The 20400-nt window shown below is 62.2% G+C and carries 19 protein-coding genes and 1 pseudogene; all 20 read right to left on the bottom strand.

What is annotated here, in order from left to right; all coding sequences use genetic code 11:
• Nucleotides 1–51: 51 nt before the first annotated feature.
• Nucleotides 52–441, bottom strand: a complete 390-nt coding sequence (locus ABF821_RS13145; protein WP_415530302.1) for a DUF1796 family putative cysteine peptidase — start codon at nt 439–441, stop codon at nt 52–54.
• Complete coding sequence (gene pilV / locus ABF821_RS13140; protein WP_415530300.1) at nt 438–1940, bottom strand: shufflon system plasmid conjugative transfer pilus tip adhesin PilV; 1503 nt, start codon at nt 1938–1940, stop codon at nt 438–440. The genes ABF821_RS13145 and pilV overlap by 4 nt, the downstream gene beginning before the upstream one ends.
• On the bottom strand, nt 1937–2413 hold the full coding sequence (pilM, locus tag ABF821_RS13135; protein ID WP_415530299.1) for a type IV pilus biogenesis protein PilM: 477 nt from the start codon (nt 2411–2413) through the stop codon (nt 1937–1939). Before pilM ends, pilV begins: the two co-directional genes overlap by 4 nt.
• A gap of 9 nt (nt 2414–2422) precedes the next feature.
• Nucleotides 2423–2929, bottom strand: a complete 507-nt coding sequence (locus ABF821_RS13130) for a type 4 pilus major pilin (protein WP_415530298.1) — start codon at nt 2927–2929, stop codon at nt 2423–2425.
• A 66-nt stretch (nt 2930–2995) separates the two neighbouring features.
• Nucleotides 2996–4120 (bottom strand): type II secretion system F family protein, encoded by a 1125-nt coding sequence (locus ABF821_RS13125; protein WP_415530297.1) that lies wholly within the window; start codon nt 4118–4120, stop codon nt 2996–2998.
• On the bottom strand, nt 4117–5754 hold the full coding sequence (locus ABF821_RS13120) for a GspE/PulE family protein (protein ID WP_415530296.1): 1638 nt from the start codon (nt 5752–5754) through the stop codon (nt 4117–4119). The genes ABF821_RS13125 and ABF821_RS13120 overlap by 4 nt, the downstream gene beginning before the upstream one ends.
• Nucleotides 5754–6947, bottom strand: a complete 1194-nt coding sequence (gene pilO2, locus ABF821_RS13115; RefSeq protein ID WP_415530295.1) for a type 4b pilus protein PilO2 — start codon at nt 6945–6947, stop codon at nt 5754–5756. The genes ABF821_RS13120 and pilO2 overlap by 1 nt, the downstream gene beginning before the upstream one ends.
• Nucleotides 6948–6958: 11 nt before the next feature.
• Nucleotides 6959–7573: a hypothetical protein gene (locus tag ABF821_RS13110; RefSeq protein WP_415530294.1), complete on the bottom strand. Its 615-nt coding sequence runs from the start codon at nt 7571–7573 to the stop codon at nt 6959–6961.
• Entirely contained in the window at nt 7570–9270 is a 1701-nt protein-coding gene (locus ABF821_RS13105; protein WP_415530293.1) for a pilus assembly protein PilN, read from the bottom strand. Before ABF821_RS13105 ends, ABF821_RS13110 begins: the two co-directional genes overlap by 4 nt.
• Nucleotides 9267–10166, bottom strand: a complete 900-nt coding sequence (locus ABF821_RS13100; RefSeq protein ID WP_415530291.1) for a toxin co-regulated pilus biosynthesis Q family protein — start codon at nt 10164–10166, stop codon at nt 9267–9269. Before ABF821_RS13100 ends, ABF821_RS13105 begins: the two co-directional genes overlap by 4 nt.
• Nucleotides 10163–11116: a TrbG/VirB9 family P-type conjugative transfer protein gene (locus ABF821_RS13095; RefSeq protein WP_415530290.1), complete on the bottom strand. Its 954-nt coding sequence runs from the start codon at nt 11114–11116 to the stop codon at nt 10163–10165. The genes ABF821_RS13100 and ABF821_RS13095 overlap by 4 nt, the downstream gene beginning before the upstream one ends.
• Before the next feature lie 14 nt (nt 11117–11130).
• The gene (locus tag ABF821_RS13090; protein ID WP_415530289.1) at nt 11131–14271 is read right to left on the bottom strand and encodes a type IV secretion protein DotO; all 3141 of its coding nucleotides are present in this window, start codon (nt 14269–14271) and stop codon (nt 11131–11133) included.
• Nucleotides 14268–14675: a hypothetical protein gene (locus ABF821_RS13085; protein WP_415530288.1), complete on the bottom strand. Its 408-nt coding sequence runs from the start codon at nt 14673–14675 to the stop codon at nt 14268–14270. Before ABF821_RS13085 ends, ABF821_RS13090 begins: the two co-directional genes overlap by 4 nt.
• Before the next feature lie 134 nt (nt 14676–14809).
• A complete protein-coding gene (locus ABF821_RS13080) occupies nt 14810–15256 on the bottom strand; it encodes a hypothetical protein (RefSeq protein WP_415530286.1) in 447 nt (148 codons plus the stop codon).
• A complete protein-coding gene (locus ABF821_RS13075; protein ID WP_246401762.1) occupies nt 15256–15801 on the bottom strand; it encodes a hypothetical protein in 546 nt (181 codons plus the stop codon). Before ABF821_RS13075 ends, ABF821_RS13080 begins: the two co-directional genes overlap by 1 nt.
• An 11-nt stretch (nt 15802–15812) precedes the next feature.
• Complete coding sequence (locus ABF821_RS13070; protein WP_415530285.1) at nt 15813–16283, bottom strand: hypothetical protein; 471 nt, start codon at nt 16281–16283, stop codon at nt 15813–15815.
• Nucleotides 16284–17102: 819 nt separating this feature from the next.
• Nucleotides 17103–18395, bottom strand: a complete 1293-nt coding sequence (locus ABF821_RS13065; RefSeq protein WP_415530284.1) for a hypothetical protein — start codon at nt 18393–18395, stop codon at nt 17103–17105.
• Entirely contained in the window at nt 18392–19321 is a 930-nt protein-coding gene (locus tag ABF821_RS13060) for a DotH/IcmK family type IV secretion protein (RefSeq protein WP_415530283.1), read from the bottom strand. Before ABF821_RS13060 ends, ABF821_RS13065 begins: the two co-directional genes overlap by 4 nt.
• The gene (locus ABF821_RS13055; RefSeq protein WP_415530282.1) at nt 19322–19954 is read right to left on the bottom strand and encodes a DotI/IcmL/TraM family protein; all 633 of its coding nucleotides are present in this window, start codon (nt 19952–19954) and stop codon (nt 19322–19324) included.
• Between the two features lie 14 nt (nt 19955–19968).
• Nucleotides 19969–20400 (bottom strand): annotated as a pseudogene (locus tag ABF821_RS13050) (hypothetical protein); the annotation flags it as partial.

Below are 20400 nucleotides of genomic sequence, written 5' to 3'. Positions count from 1 at the left end.
AAAAAGGGTTCCAAATCTATTGCCCCGCAGTTCCAAACCTCGCGGCCCGCTTCAGTGGGGAAACATGTCGGACAGGCCGAAGCGATCTCGATAGGAGGGGTGGGTCTGCCCGACCGGTGGCATGAAATCTCGGAAGTCCGTCTCGAGGACGTGCAATATCATCCCCGGCGTCGAGAAGATCCAGTCGAACGGCAAGGCATATCGCCTGAGCTCGGCGGCGCGGAGAATCCCTGCTGTGAGACAGTGTGTTCCAAGGGGAACGATGTGGCGCACCTTCCTGCCGTTAATCGAGCGAGTACCGTAATCCGGCATTTTGCCTGAGCGTCGGTGCTGATGCCGCGTCAACGACGTCCGCATGGAAAGAAGCCATGCCGGCGTGAGATCATATGTCCCGCGCTTCACCTGCGTCTCGGGCTCGCGGTGCGTGGCGTTGCTTCTCATTCGGCGCTGCAGAGATGGAGGGAGCTGAAGCCGTAATCGCCATACCAAAGTTGTTCGATGTTCATGTCGGTTGTGCCGGGTGGACAGCTATAGCCACCGGTAATGGGATTCGGACGATTATACCCTGTGTAACGGAGCGTCGTTGTCGGGACGTAGGTCGATATCTGGGCAGGAGGAATTTGCCATGTTCCATCCAAGCACGACAGCAGCCGGCCGGAGCCGTCCGCTTTTGCCGCAATCGTACCATTCGGCGCGCATGAATTGCCCGGCCAGGCGTTGCCCCCGTCGGTGCCGAGTCTGACGGAAGTGAACGTAGCGTGGTCGGCCTGAAGATCCGCGTTTGTCCCGTCGTAATGTTGCATTGACACGGAGCCAGGGGTTTCAACGGCAGCGTTGGTGGTGTCTCCGTAGAAGCACGCTCCGCTGACCCATAATCCGCACCCGGGATTGAGGACGCTGGCGTGGTCTTGAATGTCGACGTGATCGCCGACTTTTACATACCCGTAATTGGTGATGATATTGCTTTGGTTGCCACCGGTCCCGGTGGCAATGGTCCCCTCGAAATAGCCGTCCTTCGCATGCACGCCCCCGCCAAAGCCGGCAGGAAGTCCACCATACGGATCAAGGCCGTTGGCCCCGATGTTGCGCGTGAAATAGGCGGTGTCGGCGCCAATATTCGCCGGGGTGCCGTCGTAGTGCTGCATGTAAACCGTCCCGGGCGTTCGCACCGCAGCATCGTTGTCGTCGCCGTAGAGGTAGGCGGACCCGACCTTTACACCGCCATAGCCACCATTCGGGTTGCCGGCGTTGAAGACGCCGCGTGTCGCATTGACGTTATTGGCGTCGTTGATGTCGTTTCCACCCATATCCAGCGAAGCTCGCATTGTGTTGAGTTCGGGATGGCCAGGGACTGAATCGCGATAAAGGTAATCCGTGGTCTCGCTTGATGTGTTTGCCCCGACGAGGATGCCGTACAGATGGCCGGGGCCAGGATTTGGCAATCCAGCAAGAGGCAATTGCCAGGAGCCGCTTGCTCCATAGGCATTTGAGGAATTCATGGAGCCGAACATCCCGTCTTCCGGCACGAAGCCGCCCTGCGCGCCCGTCAGGGACGCGATCGCAACGGCGGATTGACCGGTCAGCGTGATCCCGTCGGAGCTCTCCACGATGGCGTCGAGGGTTTTACTTGCAGGTTGTCGAACGTAGATTTGCCAGGTCTGACGGTATGGATTGACGGTTGTGAAGCCGGACGGCAGGTCGCCGTCGGCAATCAGAGCTGAGATGTCGATCGGCGACGTTCCTCCAACGGGAACAGTGCTCACGAGATCAGATCCGTGCTTGTCGATGTAGAGCTGGGCGGCCTTCAGGAGCGCCTGGAACTGCCCGGCTGTAGTGGCATTCACAGCCTGCGTGTTGCCGTTCTCGATCATGCCGAAGTAGCGCGGGAGAATTGTGAGTGCGACGAGCGTCGCAATCATCACGCCAATAAGGGAGCTCATCGGTAGCCGGTTCCCGAGAGGCTTACGACAGACACAGCGTCTCCCACTGGCGCGGAAACAGGAAGTAATCCCATGTTGCCAGCGGAAGGAGTCGTCCATCGATCGCCGAGTGAAGTGCCGATACTCATGTCGCCGTTCGTTATGTGGATGGCGGCGGCGATCTGATCTGACGTCAGTTCCATCCACGCTTCGATGGTGACTGATTCGTCGTTGCGCACGATCTGATTCCCTGCGCTGGAGAGATCATACCCATTACTGTCGAGGCCGAGCTGACCGAGAGTAATCGAGCCGGTCGCGCTCGGGTGGTCTTCGAGATATTTGAGCAGAGCCGCCTTGTACGCGAGCCACGCCTGTGCCGCAGCAGCGCCACTACCCGAGGATAGCGGCGTGTTCTGGTTCTGCACCACATGGAGGCCCAGCATTGAACTCGTCACGGTTACAATAAGCCACATCGCGAGGAGGATGAACGGCATATGCGCCGGTTATCCGGCATACTCGAATATGACCGAAGCCGTGCTTGCGCCGCTGGAGGCGTTACAGGCGTTCGCAATCTGGGTTGCCGCATCACTATTGGAGAGCTGGATGTCGTCGCCATTGATATTGACGTTCTGGGGCGCCTGACTTCTGGCGAAGGTCGCGCAGGAGTCGCCGTCGACATTGCTCCAGGCAACCTGGAATCCATTGCCCCATGTGCCTATCGTCACGGTGGAACCACCCCATGGACCGGCAATGGTATTGCCGTCGCCGTTGAGCATGGACTTCGGCACCAGTGCCGCGCGGATCGCGGAGCTATTGGAGATGCTCGAGTAATTACGAGCCATCATGCCGCCATTGTAATAGGTCTCGATGTTGGTCGCGAGCTGGCTCTGTTCGCCGGCGGCAGTTGAACCGTTGTTGCGTGAGAAGACCTCGTATGAGCCGGCGAGCACGGCAACCACGGCGAGCAATACCGCCCCGGCCTTCACGAGTAGGGAGATAATCTGGTCCATGCGAAGCCCCTGTGATGGTTTTGTAGGGCAGTATCGCCGGCTCGTTTGTGACTGCGCGCACGGCGGTCACATTGGCTGGCCGCCGCCCATGTTTGACCCGATGTTGTTGGATGCGACGATGAGTGCCCCAGCGAGGAGCATCATCAGCGTGGTGGCGAGACTCTTGATCGCGGCAGCCTGCGCGAGCGTCGAAAGCTCGATCTCGTCGGCCCACATTTTGCTGGACTCGAGGAGGCGCCCATATGCCTCCTTGCCGCCCCAGCTAGCTTCGATATCGTCGATGACCTCGGGAGACGGAAATGCCAACCCGCTGTCCTCCATCGCTTCCGGCAGCGACATTCCCCTCGGACCAAGGCGCGCCAGGATGGCGCCAAGGCGCTCGGCGAGCCATGGCGACGCCCCCTGCATCTGGTGTGCGAGAGCATCGGTATCGGTCATCCCGGCGCGCACCAGGGCGATGAAGCTCGAAATCCAGATGTATCCCTGGATGTTCCGGTAAATCGACCACGGGGGCATGCGCTCCAGCATCACACGCAGCGGCCCGGTCAATCTCGCCAGGCTGAACCAGACCGCGACAACCGTGGCGATAAGCGACCCAAGTATGATGAAGGCGTTCGCACCGGTCGCAAGGTTTGCCGCAAAGACGAGGACGTCTTGGGAGGTGCTGGCCGCGTGCTGGCCTGGAACCCCGTGCAGGAGGGAGGGGATGACCATTTTTGCCATTGCGTACAGGTAGATAAAGAGCACCACGATGTACATGAGCGGCTGGAAGGCTGCACTTTGCGCCGCCCGCATGATCCTGCCTGTTCGCGTCTTGATGTCGCACACCAGGTCCATGGCCGACCCGATGTCGCCGGCACGCTCTCCCGAGAGGATCATCATATATTCATCGTCGGGGATGTATGGGCGGAGCGCCTCGGCGAAGGGCAGGCCTTTTTCCGTCATGCGCGTCAAAACGCTATCGAGCAGGCGCGGGACGGAGGAGCGACGCCTGCGCTTCTGTTGACGCGAATACATGCGAAGGATCCGGTCGACTGAGGCATTCTGTCGCATACGAACCGAGATCATCCGGTAGAGCTGGGCTCTTGTCCTCCAACGGAAGGACATATGGACGTCGAGCCATTCTGTCAGATTGGCGGTAACGCCAGGGCGGGATCGGGCGCTTGAGGTGTAAACGATATTGAGCGTCATGCTGCCTCGGCTGCGCCGGCGGCGCGTTCGGTCATGACGGCGTCGTATGTACGGATGCGATCGACCTTCGCGGTGACCTGGTATGGATCGACGAGGCCGGCAAATACCCGGCCCATGGCGGTCTCTACCATCGACGCATCGACGCCCTTGCGGGCTCGAAAACGATGACGCGCGACCGAAACGCCATGTCGCACGAAGTCGCTCATCAACTCTTCGTCGGTTTCCACGACTTCCGCGACTGCGGTCCGCCCGCCGATCCCGGTACCCAGGCAGTGCTGGCAGCCTGGCCCCGCGCGGCGGATGCGCGATGGATCTTCGCCCCATGTCGGCACTGCCTCGCGGGTTCGGCGTGGCATACGTTCGTCGTCGATCTTCCAGGGTACGGCGCAATGGGGGCAGAGTGTAGGCAGGAGCCGCTGTCCCACGATGCCGCGCACGATCGAGGCGTTGCAGGTGGTTCGGAAACTCAGACGTTCGTAATCCATGTTCTGCAGCCGCAGGGGATAATCGAACGGGTCGTCGACGTGGAGCGTTGTGACGACGAAGTGCCCGGTCTGGGCAGCGTCGAAGGTGGTCAGGGCGACCTCGGTATCACGGATTTCGCCGACCATCATATCGTCGGGGTCCATACGCAAGGCGTTTCGTAGCCGCGCCTTGAATTCCTTTCCTGCAGCGTCTGCGGAGAGGGCGTTTGAGATATCCATCTGGATAGCCCATGGCATCGGATATTCGGCCGGCTGCTCGATCGTGACCAGGCGTCTCCCTGGCTCCGTACGGGCTTTATGCTGCAACGTCTCGAACAGCAGAGTGGTCTTGCCCGAGCCCGTCGGGCCGGTGCAAATCAGCACGCCCGAGGGCGCTATTGAGATATTGAGTATCCGATCGACCTGGTCCTGGGAGAAGCCGTAGCTCAGGAGCTTCAACTGTCCTTCCGGCCGTCGAGGTGAGTGGAATTCAACCGTTGGCTGGGTGCCACGACGAGCGCTGCCGGACCGGGCATACTGGAGTCGGAGGATCATGAACTTGCCGCCCTCGGATACGGGCAAACAAGGACCCTTCACGATACGAACGTTGGCAAGGCCAGTGCCCTTGAGAACATCGCCGGCGATCGCTGCATCCTGGGCTTCGCCCTCGCTGTATGCGCTGTCACGAGAACTCGCGAGCGTGTACATGGCGCGGATCAGGCGGTCGGCATGGTCATTCGTCAATTCGTGGGCGACCACGAGCGTTCCGTTGATGCGAAACAGGATTTCCGTATGGCGTTCCTTGCGGTGGATATGGATATCCGACACCCCGCTTTCCGCACCCTCGCGAAGCAAGGCCAGGCATTCGCCTCGCACCTCTGCATCGAGATTGTCGTCTCGAGAAACCACAAGAGCGTCGTGGTGAGCCTGCTGGATGCGCTCTGTGACGGTCCCCATGCGCTCCCACTCGACACGAAGCATCGCGAGGCGAGGCTCGTGGCGCGCTTCGGCCAACCATGTCAGCATGACCTCGCGACGTTTGAGCGCCTCGTTCGCAAACACAACCTGGTTGATTTCGTCGATGTGGATCTGCCCGCGCAATTCGGCGGGTACCTGAATCGCATTGTCTTCGCGGGCCGTAGTCTTCCTACGAAAAAGCAGATTGAGCATCAGCTCGCCTTCCCTTTGGTCACTCGCTGGAGGACGGGTTCGGTGAACGAGACCTTGAATTGCCAGGCGCCCAGGGTGGGGCCAGCTTCGCTCCCAAGATAAGCGCGCTTCATTTCAATTATCCGCAGCCCTTTGAACTGGTCCCATGGCACAGCCATGGGATCGCCCGGCCACGCGAATGTCGCGCTCGTCGTTGTCATGGGCATCCGCCGGTTACCGACCATCAGGGTGACGGGCGAGCGATTAATCTGCGCCGTGGTGCCTGCAGTCTGGAGGAAGCCGAACAGGTCGCGTTCCTCGAGCGTGTTCTCGCGCTCGTCGGGGTGCCCGGGCGCGACGATCAGGGGTAAAGCATCGTCGACAATGTTGCCGTTGTTGGTGACATCCCCGGGGGGAGCGTCGCTGAGCGAGCCTCCCCTGCGCGCCCATGAAACTGTCGTCTTGTCGTCGCTACACAGCACGCCGGCTACGACCCAGCCGCGGTGGAATGCGGCGGACGGCACGGCGGAGACGCATGCTTTAACCCACGCGGACGGCTGGATGGTTGGCGGCGTGCTCGGCGCTTCCGCCGCCGGCTTCGGCTTCGTTGGGCGATGCAGCATTGCCTGCCGCGCTCTGGCGCGGACGAGCTCCTGCTGATGTTTGTGATAAACGTGAGTGCCTTCCGTAACGCCGAGGGCAAGGGCGAGGGTTGCAGCCGCCGCGAGATACACGGACTGGAGCGAGGTTGAGCGGATTGAAAGGGGCGCGTCAGGAAGGCTGGCTTGCAGCGTTTCGAATTCTGCTCTGGAGAGAATGTCCCGGCGCTCGAACGTGAAGCCTTCGAACCCGCTGCGGACGGCAGCGATCGTCTCGTCTCGATAGATGGTGTCCGATCCGGGGAGAGGGCGGCCGGTGTCGTCTGTTGCGACGACCCAGAACTGATCGAGGCCAACCTCGTACTCGCCATAATATCGCGGGCCAAACGTCGATGCGACCGCGAGCATCAGGCTGTGGAAGGATTCCTTGAGATCGAGTTGCTCGGCCACGAGGAAGCCGATGGCTCCCGGAAACAAAGGAGAGCGGACCGTGTAGTTTGCTCCGAGGGCGAGCGCCTCGGAGCGAAGAGTAAAGAGCGAGGGGCGTCGCTCGTATGTGCGCCAACGCAGGTCGCCGCACCAGATTCTGTGCTCAGCCCGAATGAAGAATGCCATGATCCGCCCCGTTAACCATGTGTCGGCGGCGGGTAGCTCGGCGCGCCGGGCACAGCGATGATCCGGGTCGGCGTGGGAGCGTCGCTGCTTCCACGCAGGGTGAGCACGGAGCCATCCGGCCGGCGCAGGGTCAATCCGCGCGATGAGATGGCCGTGACCACACTCTCGTCGCGCAGGCGCGTTCCGCGTTCCACGTCCTGGCTGCTGCCATCGCTGAAGCGCAGGGTGGCGCCTGTCCGCCCGCCATCGGTCCAAATGGTGTCATAGGTCGGCGCCGGAGGCGGCGTGGGCGGTGCCGGCACGGCGTCGTCCTGCCGTGTAGAGAGGGGCGGTGGCTGCAATTCGAGAGCGGGTCGATCAGGCACGCCGGCCGCTGCCCGCGGTTTGTCTTTCTCGGTGAGGCGGCGAATGTTCTCCTGCATTGCGGTGCCAAGATCGGAGACGATCTTCGCCTGCTGCATCACGGTGACGCATGCGTTGTTGGCATCGAGTTCCGCTGGCGTGAGGACCTGACCCGGCGCGGGTTCCGCCAGTCGGCTGGCGCATTCAGGAATTGGGGTTTGAGCCTGCACCTGGAGAGGTACGGCGAGGGCGATAGCCGCGGCTGCAATGGCGCTGCGTCTCATAGGGTCCGGGCCTCCACAGTGACGACGACGTGTGTTTTGGTTACCTGGGCGTCACCGCCGCCGCCGAACAGCCAGTTCAGTGCTGATCCCACGCCCGTACGGCTGCGGGAGGTGGCGTCGTCGACGTAGCCGCTCAACACCAGGGTCGAGCCGCTCGGAAGCGCAACCGTGTCGTCGAGCGACGTGCTCGACGTCTTCGGCGCCTGGATACTGGAGCCATTCGACGTGATGTTCTGCACCGCAAGGAGCGTCTGGAGCAGGAAATTGGTGTGAAGGAGAATGCGGTTATCGACGATCTTGGGGGTCACCGAGCCCATGAAGCCCGACATCACCACGCCCGGGGACAAGGAGTTCGCTGTCCCGGCGTTGGTCGCAAGGGTGGATACGGTGCTGGCCAGGTACGTCGTGTTGATGCCGTTCTGGAGGGGCGCAGTGACACCGTTGGTGGTGACGACGGACCGATCGTACTGCTCGGTGACGTTGCCGAGTTCGTTCAGCGCCTGGAAGACGACGTTCGACCCGGAGAACAGGCCACCGGTTCCGCGGCCTGTGTCGAGGATCGATGCGCCGAAGCGGAACGGGGTGTCACCCGACTGGATCGAGGGGATCGTGGCCGGCGTCGAGGTCAGGCCGACCAGACCGTTGTGCGATTTGAATGCAAATTGCGGACTCCAGCCGTAATTCGTCTCCCGAGTGATCTTCACCGTGTAGACGTGGACCTCTACGGCGACCTGCTTCATCAGGCTTTCGTTGACGCCGTGCATCCATTCTTCGATACGGGCGACCTGATCGGGCGTCCCGGTAACGGAGAGCGTTCCGAGCCCGTCGTCTGCGACGACCTGAGCCCCTCCTGAGACAATCTGTGCCGTGCGCTCGATGGTCTTCCAGCGATTGGTTTTACTGGTGTTACTGATCGACGCCATGCCAGCGGACTGGCCGGATGAGCCTCCCGAGGAGCCTCCCATACCGCCACCGCCCATACCGCCGCCGCTCATGCCCCCGCCGGACATGCTCCCGCCGGATGAGCCACTCCCGCCTCCCGTGTAGGCGACGATCGAGGTGTTCGCGTTGGTGTCCCCGGGAAACGCCGGAATGGTGAAAGTGCGCGTTTCTGTACGGAAGAATTCGATGTGTCCATCGACCCAGCGCTTCCATACCCCAAAGCGTGTCGCAATCGCCTGGAAAACGCCCTCGCGTGTCCCGCTATATGCCAGCCAGTTTCCGCTGCCGCGCCAGGCCGGGAAGGAAGAACGGGTTCTTGAAGCGGCGGCTGAGGCGAGAGCGGACGCAACCGGCGGCGGAGGCAGGTTGGTGCCGTTGAAGGTGATGGGAGTCTGATTCCCGCCAGACCCGAGACTGTCCGCCAGATCGTCCTGTTCGGCATCCGGAGCGATCCGGACGGGGATACCGGTCTGGCGGCTGGCCTGGATGGCGGCGTCCCGCAGGGAGACCGGGCGCGCAATCGTGAGCGAGGACTGCACCTTCAGAATGTCGGGCAGCGGATCGGCATCATGGAGCGTCTCCCCCACGAGCCAGGGCTTGTCGCTCTCGGTGATAATCGGCGTGTTCGGTACCCTTGAGTCGCGCGATCGTGCGAGCGTGTCGTCTTCGCTCCGCCTCGCCTCCTGGAAGTCCTGACACGCGCTTAGAAGCGCCATGATTGCGACGGCCGAGAGAATATGACGTTTGGTTTTCAACGGCCCTGTCCTCCGGGCGACGTGACGACAAGAAAACGGTTGCTCGAGTGGAATTCCGCGCGAATGGACTTGCCCTCATCCGCGATCGTGCGAACCACGTCGCTCATGACGGTGTGGAAATCGCCCGTGAAGGTTGTGAGGGCAGGCACATTCCAGTTCAGCTCGTGCGGCCACTCGACCTTCCAGCCGGCGCGGTCGGCCCAGGCAATCATCTGGTCGCGGATGGGCTGTCCTTCGACGAGCGTCCAGATCTCCGCTGGAGGCTGTAGCCGGAGCGGCGCGGCCGGTGGGGCCGTCATCGCCTGCGGCTGCCGGCTGATCGGCGCGTCGTGGATCGAGAGCGCGGCGCCTGTCCGCGCAGGCGCCGGCAGCGGAGACACGTTGACGCCTCGGATGTTCGGCTCGACCGTATGAAGCTCGGGCTGGGCCGGGATGCGCATTGCAAGCGAGGCGCCAGCGCGCAGGGTGCAACTCCCTGTCCGGATCAGCGCTCCATCGGCCGCGTGCCCGTAAAGGCACGTTGCTGCGGCGTCATCGACGTCGAGTTCGAGGAGCAGGTTCAGGCCGACGGCCGAGATCGAGTAACGCACGGTGTGCGCACCGGGGTAGGGCATCCCGTCCGGGGACAACGCGAAGCCGCGCTCCCGCAAGGTGTCGCTGAGAAGCGTCTGTGCATGGGCCTCGTCGGCACCTTCGAATGGAGACAGGCGCAGGGTCGATTGCCCAGGGTCCATACTGGTGGCGAGGATGTCCGCGATAAAAACCGTCAGTGCGGATGTGTCCCGGAATGTTGCCCCGGTGACATGAGATGCCCTGTCGGGGAGCGCATCAGTGGCACAGCCGGTCATAAGCCCGAGCAGAGTTGCGCCGATAAGCGTGGGGTGGCGTCGGATCACGTCTTGCCTCCATGGGTAATTCGGATCACAGGCGCGCCAGGCCCGGCTCCTATCAGCATCGCTTGATCGACCTGCCGATCGACGACATAGGAGTCCCCGATCACCCTGTAGGGCTGAGCGGCGCTGATTGCAGGTGAGACGACGAGCAATCGAGGGGCTGAGACGATCCCGCCTGGCGGGAACTGGAAATATGTGTGCCCGTCGTCGCAGTAGACACGCATTGGCTTCCAGGGGAGATCGGGACCGTCGATGTGGTAGGTGAAGTCCGGCCCCGATTTTCCAGGGGACGGCGAAGTCGGTGTCGGGGGCTCAGGTTGGGTCGTTCCGTCGGACGGCCCATACGTGAAGGCGACTGTGCGCATGCTGTCGCCGTCTGGCTGGAGCGCGAGAGCATAAGAGCGCCGGCTCGTGGCGAAGTGCAGAACTGATGGACGTGCGCCGGCCAGTGGGGTCAGCGCTACTGCCCAACCAGCGTGCACCCCTCGCGTGCCCCGAACGAGGTCGGCGCGCCACCCACGAAGGCCGGTGCTCGTGAGCGCGCCTCCGTCCATCGTCTCGCCGTGCTGCAGCCTCACAAGGCAGATGCTTCCGGGCGCACAGCGGATCCGCGGATAACCGTCGCCGTATGCGAACCAGACCGCAGACGGTCCAAACACCGGCCGCGCCTCCTGGGCCTGCGCCTGGGCAGGCGCGGCGCTCGGCATGGAAGTCGGTGGCGTGACGTTGATGGGGCGCTGAGCTCGACGGGTTTCCGTGACGGCGAGAGGTATGGCCCCACGTGCGGGGGTCTCGATCCGCTCGTTGATGCTGCTCAGGAAGCCGTTGATCCGATCGAGGCTCCGTTGCAGCGCCAACTCGGGAGAGGGCATGCCTGGAACCGCGACGGAAACCGGCTCGTTCGTCGCCTCGCTGCACCCGGCGATCAGGGCCGCGCCGATGATAGGGGTCAAGATCCGGGCAGTCTTCATGGGGAGACTATGGAGTTATCGTTTGTGACTCCGGTCGAGCCAGTGGACGGCCTGATCACCGTCCCCAGGCCTGTCCCGTCGCAGATTTCGCGAGCGAGTTCGTCAATGACCCCACCGAGGTCAATACTGGCGTCCTGGCCCGCTTTGATGCGTGCCGTCTCACGGCGCTCTATCTCGGCCTCCGCGCTCCCGCGGGGGAATACCTTCGCCAGCCTGCGGCGTGCCTCGGCGGTGCCCAGCGCGTCATATAGGCGCCGCCGCAGCGCGGTGTCCTTCGGGCTGGTGGACAGGGCCCAGAGTTCGATCGGACCCATCAGATTCAACACAAAGAGTTCGAAGACTTCGTGCTTTACGCGGGTCTGCCAGATCAAGGGTGCCCCGCTACCGTCCGGCCGCGGTCCGTTCAATCCGTTATAGACAATAGCCCGTGCGGCGGCGCTGAGCTGGAAACGCTCGCAGATCGCCTTTGCTTCCTTGTCATCAGGCGCGCCGAGAATAAACCGGCCGGTTGAGTGGGAGATCAGATACTCTCCGAAGTCGTCGAGCTTCTGGCTTGCCAGTCCGATCTTTACATTCAGCTTGGCCGAACGCCGGGCCGCTTCCTCAAACTGCCGCTGGATATGTGGAGCGCCGGCCGTGCGTTGAAACTCGTCACACTCGATCCGCTTGAAGCTCTCGCGAAACTCCTCGAACCGCCTGCGATGGTATTGTCTAACGTGAGCCGGCACGCTTTCGGCATCGTCTGGGTGCAGGAAGAAATTTTTGGCGACGATGTGAAAGCCGAGAAGATACATCAGCTCGGTCTGCCTTTGGGACTCCCCGATTCCTTCGGGCGCCACCCGGCCGATGTCGAGGACGACGATCCGCGCCTCGCCAAGGTCAAGACGGGTCGGCCGATTCAGAGACGGGTATTTGTCGATAAAATGGGTGATGTAACGGCGGAAAATCCCGATCGTAGACTCTTTTCCAGATGTCGGAGTAACGTCCTCGAACCGCTGTAAGCGCGGTTCCCGTAGAACACGGATCAGATCACCAATGGTCGGTGCTGCCCATTGGGTCGCCCGATGTGCCATCCGCATATCGCCCGCATCTGCGAACAGATCTGCAATCTGCCACCAAGGGGTGTCTCGCTCAGGTGCAAGTCGATTCCGGGACAGTTCCTTATCGACAGTCGGATCGATCCCGGGGCGCCAGACTTTTGGCTGCACCGACGGTCCATCGTCGGAGAAAAACTCGTAGACAGCCGGGATAACCGCGTCGATCAGCTGGTTCATGGACTCGAACGGCTGCCCGTCGATCGGCGTGCAGATCAGGCCCAGGAAATTTCGCAGGAAGGTCGTGTGGTATTCCAGCGGCATCCGGCAGCAGGTCTCAGGATCAAAGATGTTGACGGCGTGTTCTTCGATCAATTGAAACGACACATGAAGTGCCAGATGCTGGTCTGCCGCGCGCAGGCCGGCACGAACCATGTCCACGAACCCGGAAGATGAATCGCCGACATCGAGCTTGCCGATCAGAGGGACCCGGGCTCCATGTGCTGTCATCGCCGCCGGGCTCAGCACGGTGTTTAGGAGCAGTGCATTGGCGAGCATCGACTTGCCGTGTCGCGAAGGGGCGACAAAGAGATCGAGCACGGCGTCCCGGCCGGATCCGGCAGGGTCGTAGTGGACGATCGTCCCGTCGGCCGCCCGGAACAGCATTGCACCGTCGAGCCACGGCGACGCCGGCCGTGCCCACGGCATCATGGCGAGCATTTGCGAGAGGGGGCCCGCTGACGGCGGTGCCGTCGATGCGAGGGCCAGCCCTGGCACAGACGACAGCACGCCGGCGAGAGGGTCGCCGCACACCCGGCTTGCAGAGGCGCCGCCCCACGACTGGATGGCTTGCTCCAGGCGTGAAGCCCGCACTTTCAAGGTTTCGGTCTGCCCTGCCGGCGCAGACGTTGCGAATGCCATGCGGAGCTTGACCGGGGTATCCTCCTGGCGTGCCCGCATGTCCTTGATCTCGGCGAATGCCATGTTGATTGGGAGATTCGCGCCAAATTTCAGGAATGTGGCGATTGCGTCCTTCCAGAGCATGTACCCGGGGCGGATGCCCTCGATCATGCCAACCATCCGCCAGGGCATGCGGCGGCCAGCCAGTTTCGCAGCAAGTTCCGTGAAGCTCGGTATCGGCGTATTTGGAGCCCCGGGATGCGGCATCTCAGGTGCTCGCGTGAGTTCGAGCGGTGTCCAGTCAAGCGTGGACAGCGTGGCCGTCGCGAAGTCCGGGGTTAGGGCATCATCACGGAATAATTGCTCGCGGAGAGGGGGCCACAGCACGTCCGCGACATCCCGCGGCGGGATCTCGTCAGGGATCGCCTGGCTGCTGCGCCCCAGTGGGGTGGACGGCGTCCAGTCGCTTCCGGCCGTCTCAGGGTATATCTCTTCCCTGATCGCCCGGAGGCCGGCTTCAGGGGCCAGGATTTCAGCCAGCACGGCCTCTCCGGCCAGAGCCTGTAGCACGCCTTGGACAAATGATGAGTGGATCGTGCCGAGTTCGAGGCTTCCCAGGAAGGGGTTTTGCGCGTCACCGAGGGGCGGCAGTCCAGCGAGATTTTGCCGGCGCTCTGCCTTTGCCTGTCGTGCCTCTTGACTGGAGAGACGGCCCGGCCGGGTCCACAACGTGAGATAGATGCGCTCCTGACGCATAAACGGCGGCAAGACACGCTGGCGCTCGGCGAAGATATCTTCGAACTCCGCATTCAGCGCTGCGGCAATTGTGCGGCGTTCGTCGAGATTACGAGCGATTGTTTCCTCGACGCCGTCAGGATCCGCCGCGTATGAGAACTGCAGCGCGTGTCCAGGGGCGGCAAACAAGCTCGTCAAGGCAAGCCTGAGGCGAGATGACGCCGCCCGGATTTCCGGGCCGCTGGCGATACGCCGCATTCCACGCAATCTCAGGACGGTCACGTAATCGCCGCCGAACGTGACGATGCCATGCCGGTCACAGGTTGCGAGGTCGCAGAATGCAGTCAGGTCCCGCTTGAAGAGGCTTGACGTTGCGGCAATCGCCTGAAGGACTCTATCGCCTAGCGATATGCCTGCCCGCGAGACCGGAGCCGGCTTTTCCGACTTGTCTTTACGGATGAAATTCACGGGCCACAGACCCACTCAGCCGCGGCAGACTGGTAGAGCCCATTGTCGGGGCCAAACCATCCTCCCAATGCAACAGAGCGCACCGCGGAGACACCGGTGCGCTTCGGAATGCTGATGCCGTTGAGCGACAGGCCGGCGGCTCGGAGCACGGACGGGCGGTCCGTGCCGATCCGGGCGATCGCCGCGGCACGCTGCGCGAGCAGCATGTCGAGGACAGCTTGGGCCGCTTTGGCAAAGCCCACCGGGTCAGTGGTGGGGATGGCAGTGGTATCGGCCGCGCGGGCCGTATGGACGGCCGTCACCAGGCGGCTGACCACCGGCTGGTCGAGGTGGGGCAGCCATATGAGCGCCGAGACCTTGTCGATGTCCGGCTCGTCCAGCGCGAATGCTGGAACGCATGTCATGCAGAGGGCCCGTCCCGCTACCGAAGCCGCCGGCGCGAGATGACCGCAGCACGCGCAGCGATCGGGTGCGTTTGCGGCAAGCGGACCCAGTCTGAGCGAACCGGCGGGTTGCATCGAAAGCGAGACGGGGTCCATCACCTGTCAAACCGCATCTGCTGCTGCTCGCCGGTGACGGTCGGGCCGGAGTTGAAGATGGTGAAGGACGCCGTCTTGGCGAAAAAAGGAAAGGCAAGAAACACGCCCCCCAGCACTCCGGCCGCGACCAGCATACCCGGTCGGCTTCCGGCGTTCGGGTTACGCTGATGCTGATACCAGCCAAGCCCGCACATGATCAGCAGGACGCTTCCAAGGATCCAGCAAAAGGCGTTCATGAGGTATGACCACGCGCTGAGAGCATGTCCGGTCGATTGCTGCATGATGTCGTCGATCGCCTGTGCGTGGGCGTCGGGGGCGAAAACCACGACCGCGAGCGCAAGTGCGGTGAGCGCCGTGGCGCGGCGAACACCCGGCGTCGTGCGCGGTGAATTTGAATTCGGCATGGAGCCTCCTTTTGGGTGGATAACGAGAAGCGACGGCCGCATCAGGAACCCAGCTTGAGTTCCTTCAGCAGAGCGGGAGCGATGACGTCCGCGTTCATCACGAAGAAGCCTGAAATGCCCATGACGGCGTTCAGCGCGGGCGAACTGTTGTTTGTGCCTTTGGCGCGGCCGACCTGTCGGACGAGCGCGAAGTAGACGATCAGCGCGCCATAGCAGGCAAAGTATGTGTGCCAGACGGTCAAGATTGCGGTGAGGGTCTGTAGCGGCCCGCCTTTTGCGGCGTTGGAGAGCGTGTCGGTCGAGAAGCTGAGCTTTTGGGACGCGCCCAGATCAACGTTGGCGGCAAAGCCGAGTGTACGGTTTCCCACATTGAGGAATTCCGGGAACGACAGGAACGTCGCACCGACTGCGATCATCAGTTCGGGGACGAACGGCTTGGCGAGCAGGCCGTTCGGCGCGGCAGACCGTTGGAGAATTCCGAGGAGCCCGCCGACAAGGAACCAGGACCCGCCGACGTAGCACAGCAGCGGGAGGACCCACGACAAGGCGAGACCGATGTCTTGTGCGAAGTCGAAGAGACCTTCCATGTCGTCGGCTCCTACCGAATGACGCCATGCTCGGTGTGGACGACGAACGCGTTGCCGATCTGCGTAATGCCCTTAACAGCGCCCCAACCAGGAACGGTGTCGTCGTTGACGACGCGGATTGCGTTCCCCGAACTATCCTGGAGGATCGCAATACCAGGTGCGCCTGCCTGCACGTGATAGACTGGGCGTGCCGGCTCGCTTGGTCCGGTTGGCGCAGTGGGCCGCGCTACTGAATTCGGGGGTGTTGTGTGGCTTTGTGACGAACGGGCCGGACCAGTTTCCTGTGGCCGTGCCGTAGCCGCTTGAATCGTTGTCAGAGTCTTCTCAACCAGATCCTCTCGGTGCTGCAGTTCATCCATCCGGCCGCCGGCCGCTCCGATCCTCTCCCCAAGGGACACCTGCAGGCCGCTCACCTGCTTCTCGAGCGTCGCGAGATGGTCCGCCAAGCCTGCCATCTGCTTGGCGAGGTTGAGCTCAAGCATCTCGTCCCTGCTGGGAGCGGGGCTTTCAGTGTCCGCTGATACGGTCGGGGCCGGCTGCGCACTCGGGGCGGGGGAGATGGTCTGGATCGCTGTTGGACCGGCCGTTAGGGGTGGCGTGCCAGGTTGCGAAACAGGACTGGAAGCCTGTGGTTGAGCCGGAGCCGGAGCCGGAGCCGGAGCCGGAGCTGGGGCGATGGCCGGCGTTGGCTGCACGGGCGTGCTGGGCACAGCCGCGACGGCAGGTGGCCCGGGAATACCCGCACCGCCGAACGGCTCGTCCGTGTTCGAAGTATCCTCTTGCCCAGCGGGCGTGGGCATGGCGGGTGGGGTCAGCGCATTCGCCGTCGGAACGTCTCGCGCCCCAACGGCGACCGAGGGGGTGGTTGTCCTGGCCGCCGAGGACGCCAGAGAGCGGCCTTTGGGTCCTGCGGTCCACAGGTGAGGCCCGACCAGCGCTGCGCCCGCTACTATGGCGGTCGCCGCGGTCGCAAGGAAGATCGGTTTGGTGAGGCGCCGTCGCTGCCTGCTCCCACGATCACCGTCTGTCGCCGCTGGCACCCTGCCGTGGGAAATCCGGCTCGCCGCTTCGCCGGCGTCCTCACCGGACCCATCGAGCGCTGATAGTTCCTCGGACTCCGTGGCGGGGTCGTTTGTGCCGCTGTCCTCGTCGGTTCCCTGTGCGCGGCGGCGCGCACGCAACATTGGGGTCACGTCGGAGACATTGTCATGTCGCATCGCGCTACCTCGCATGAGTGTCTGGCCCTCCTTTCGGCGAGGATCAGGATCGCTCATGCGTGTGTAACCGCAGGGGTTCTGGCGCTATTCGCCGGGGGCGAAAACGGGCTCCTCAAAAACAACACCGACAGGATCGCCGGACCGTAGCCAAACCGTCGCCTGTTGGGGGGTCGCCTGCTGGAGGATCTGGCCGAGCTGTTGTCCGGCCTTGCCGGCGGCGACCCCCATTTGTTGGGGCAGTGTCAGGTGTGTGAACGAGGCAAGGCCAACCCCGCTCGTATAGCTGCTCGTGTTCGTATTCTGCATCGCGTTGCCGAGGCCTTCGACGAACGCCGCGGCTGTCGGCAGAATGATCCTTGTCGCGATATGCTCATCAACGTCTGACGCGACGCCAGTCTCTGCCGTATCGGGTGAAACAGCATAGGCGGAAATACCGATCGGGTCGGCATCCCCGATCATTAACTTGTCGAACTTGATAACAAGGAAATTGTCTTTTCTTTGGAACGCACCGGAGACGCGAGCGTGGATGAGTGCTCCGCTATCGATTTCTACGAGCGCCTGACCACCAATATCACTGTTCGCAGTCAGTACCGCGTGTCCGTAGACGCCACGGCCCGCCGCGACGAGCGGACGCCCCTTGCTCTTGCGCGGCGATGCCGCTGGAGATCCTGACGAGACGCTAACGGTCGAAGCCGTTTCCGGCCCCGATTGCGCAGGAGTGCGCGTAAAAGCCTGTCCATTTGAGCCTTGCTTCGCTGCTACAACGCCCTGGCTCGGTAGCTTTACATCGAGCGACGGGGGATGGCTGCTCCAGGCGGCGAATAGCTCCGCTTCAGCCAGGTCTGAAAGACTTCCATTGCTCGCTCCGCGGGAACCGTGTGCGCTGTGATTACCGTGGGAAGCGTCTTCGGCTGGATCTCGCGTAAAAGGGTTGCTTCCATCGGCCGATTGGGGGGGATCCTGGTGGTGCTCCGCTGGCGGCGGTGTGCGGCGAGGGGGCGTGCTGGATTGTTCGTGTTCGCCCGGGGCACTGCCGATGACCGGGGCGTTGTCTCCCTTGAGGTGATCGTTTGTCGCGAGCGCGCTTGCGAATGACTTATGGCTCGCCTCGGCCGCTCGAGCATCCGCCATTTCTTTGTCTCGCATGGTCCGGTCGAGCATGTCCGAGTGATTCTGCCCCCCTGCCGGCGCCGCCATCTGAGGCGGCATCAGGTCGCTGGCTTTCGGCCGAGGGTGATCGTCGTGCGCGAGGAGATACCATCCTCCCCCGAAGACGACGACCAGGCCGAGGACTGCCAGACCGACGGAGCGTGTAGCGACCAAACTCTTTCCGAGTGGCGTGCGGCTAATCGGCGTGGCCGGAGCTCCGTCGCTCATGGGGCATCTTCCGATAGGGACACGCTGATCATCCGTGTTCCGGTTGATACAAGGACGACAGAGGTTTCCGGAATCTCGAAGATTCCCACATCATACTCTGACTGATGGGCGCTCGGGGCGGGAGATACGGGCCAATATCCATTGTCCATTCGAAGAAACATCTCGTGACCGATTTTCCACGCACGCGTGTGATCGGGGCTTACACCGCTCACCGTAAGCGGAACGGCATCGGCCGGCGGCGCACCATCGAGCAAGGCGTTGAAGAACGACGCTCCCGTGACCGGGGCATCCGCTTCTGTAACCGGGACGGACTTTGCATTGGGGCCACGCCCTTGCACCCGTGCGGTGAGGTCGGCGTCGTAAGCGCCCGTGCCGGCCATAATCATGAAGTTGATGGGCTTTGGCGCGCCTTTCAGGCTCACCAGGACACCGCCGTGGGCGTATCGAGAGATCGGGGTCAGCTGAAGGACGTTGGAACCTGCCTCGGGCACGCAAGCGTAAATACCCACCCCGCGGACGGCTGGGTTTTGTCCCTGTCCCCTCGCATCGCAACCACCACCCTTATTGGTCGCGAGGTCCCACGCGATAGGCCACGGTTGGCCCGTTTCGTCCAGAAACGTAATTGAGGCGGGATAATCTTGGGCTATGCGCACAATGTTGGTCTGAGCACCCGGCGCAAGCGAGATCGTAACCGACCTGGAGACGGGCACAGCAAGACGATGCGGGTCGTCAATCCCGTCAAGGTTCTTCTCGGCCTGATCGTAGCGATCGTATATGCCTCTCATGACCGGCGGTGGCGGGAGATTGCGGAATGCGGGATCAACAGGGTTGTGGTCTTGAGCCTCCGGTTGAGATTGTGCGAGCGCCGTCGAGTGGACGGCGGCGAGCGCAAGCCAGCCGCCGACGAAACCATAGAGACGCCGCATTTACCCTCCGTTATCCGAAGCGCGAGGGGCGTTGAGCTCCGTAATCACGAGCCCATCGGGGTGCTCAGGCGCGTTTGTTCTTCGGATCGCCACGTCAATCGAGAGTAGGTTTGTTGTTGACCCGGAAGAGTTCTCCCATCGGAGCAGCATCGGGAAGTGAACGTGCCATTCGTATTCCCCACGCTCCGTCTTCCCCTCAGACCTTATTGTTGCAGCGCTTTTTGGAGAGGCGGTCAGGAAAACACGCTTCTCCTTGATAAATTCGATGTTCCCAGGGCCTTTGAACGCCTGGCCCCAGGCGTTCCACGCTGGAATGTCGAAATCGGCAGCGGCTGCCGAGAGATGCTTTCCATAATCGACGTAATTCATCGTGTAGAGGTTTGTTACTTTAGCAACAGCCCAATCCGTTATTTCCGAATCTGAAAAATACGGCTGATCCGTCACGATGAGTTCGCGGGGCTTTCCCAGTGAATCGTGATAGATGTAACGCACATGTGGCGTGTGTGAGACCTCGACGACCAGGACCAGCGCAAGAAGTATGTTCAGGCACAAGCTCACCATGAAGGCGAGTAGTGCTTGTTTTACCGTGCGCTGGAGAAATTCGGGATCAAGGAGGCGGCGTTGCAGCGCCATGCGACTGTTAAGCATCAATGAATGCTACCAGTGGCACTTCGTGCAATTCGGAGCTGTCCAAGCCTGCTGTAATGCTGTCGTCGGCGGTCTTTTGCGTTCTGATAGAAGACGGTCTGCGTGATCTGGCAGACCCTTTTTATCATCTGTTCGACGAGTACTTGGCTCTCAGGGACCTCGAGTGGGTTTTCGCTGGGCGCTGATTTGAGAAGGGTCAGGCCCGCGCGGCTAGGCAGCCCAGCGCGCTGAGCTGCCGTTTTGATCGTACCGACCGGAAGCCCGAGATAGTCTGCGATGTACGTGGGCGAGTACAGACGTTTCCACAATTCCGCGAGATGAGTGATCGCCACGCTGTTCCAGATCGCCCGCCCAGATCGGGTCCGTGGAATGAGTAATTTTGGACTGGACTGCGATGGCTCTTGGTTGACAGAGATTCGCAACTGTGCGGG

The sequence above is a fragment of the Gluconacetobacter sp. genome (assembly GCF_047721585.1).
GTDB lineage: Bacteria > Pseudomonadota > Alphaproteobacteria > Acetobacterales > Acetobacteraceae > Gluconacetobacter > Gluconacetobacter dulcium.
The sequence above is the reverse complement of the archived record's forward strand: the minus strand, read 5'-3'. Positions and strand labels throughout refer to the sequence as shown.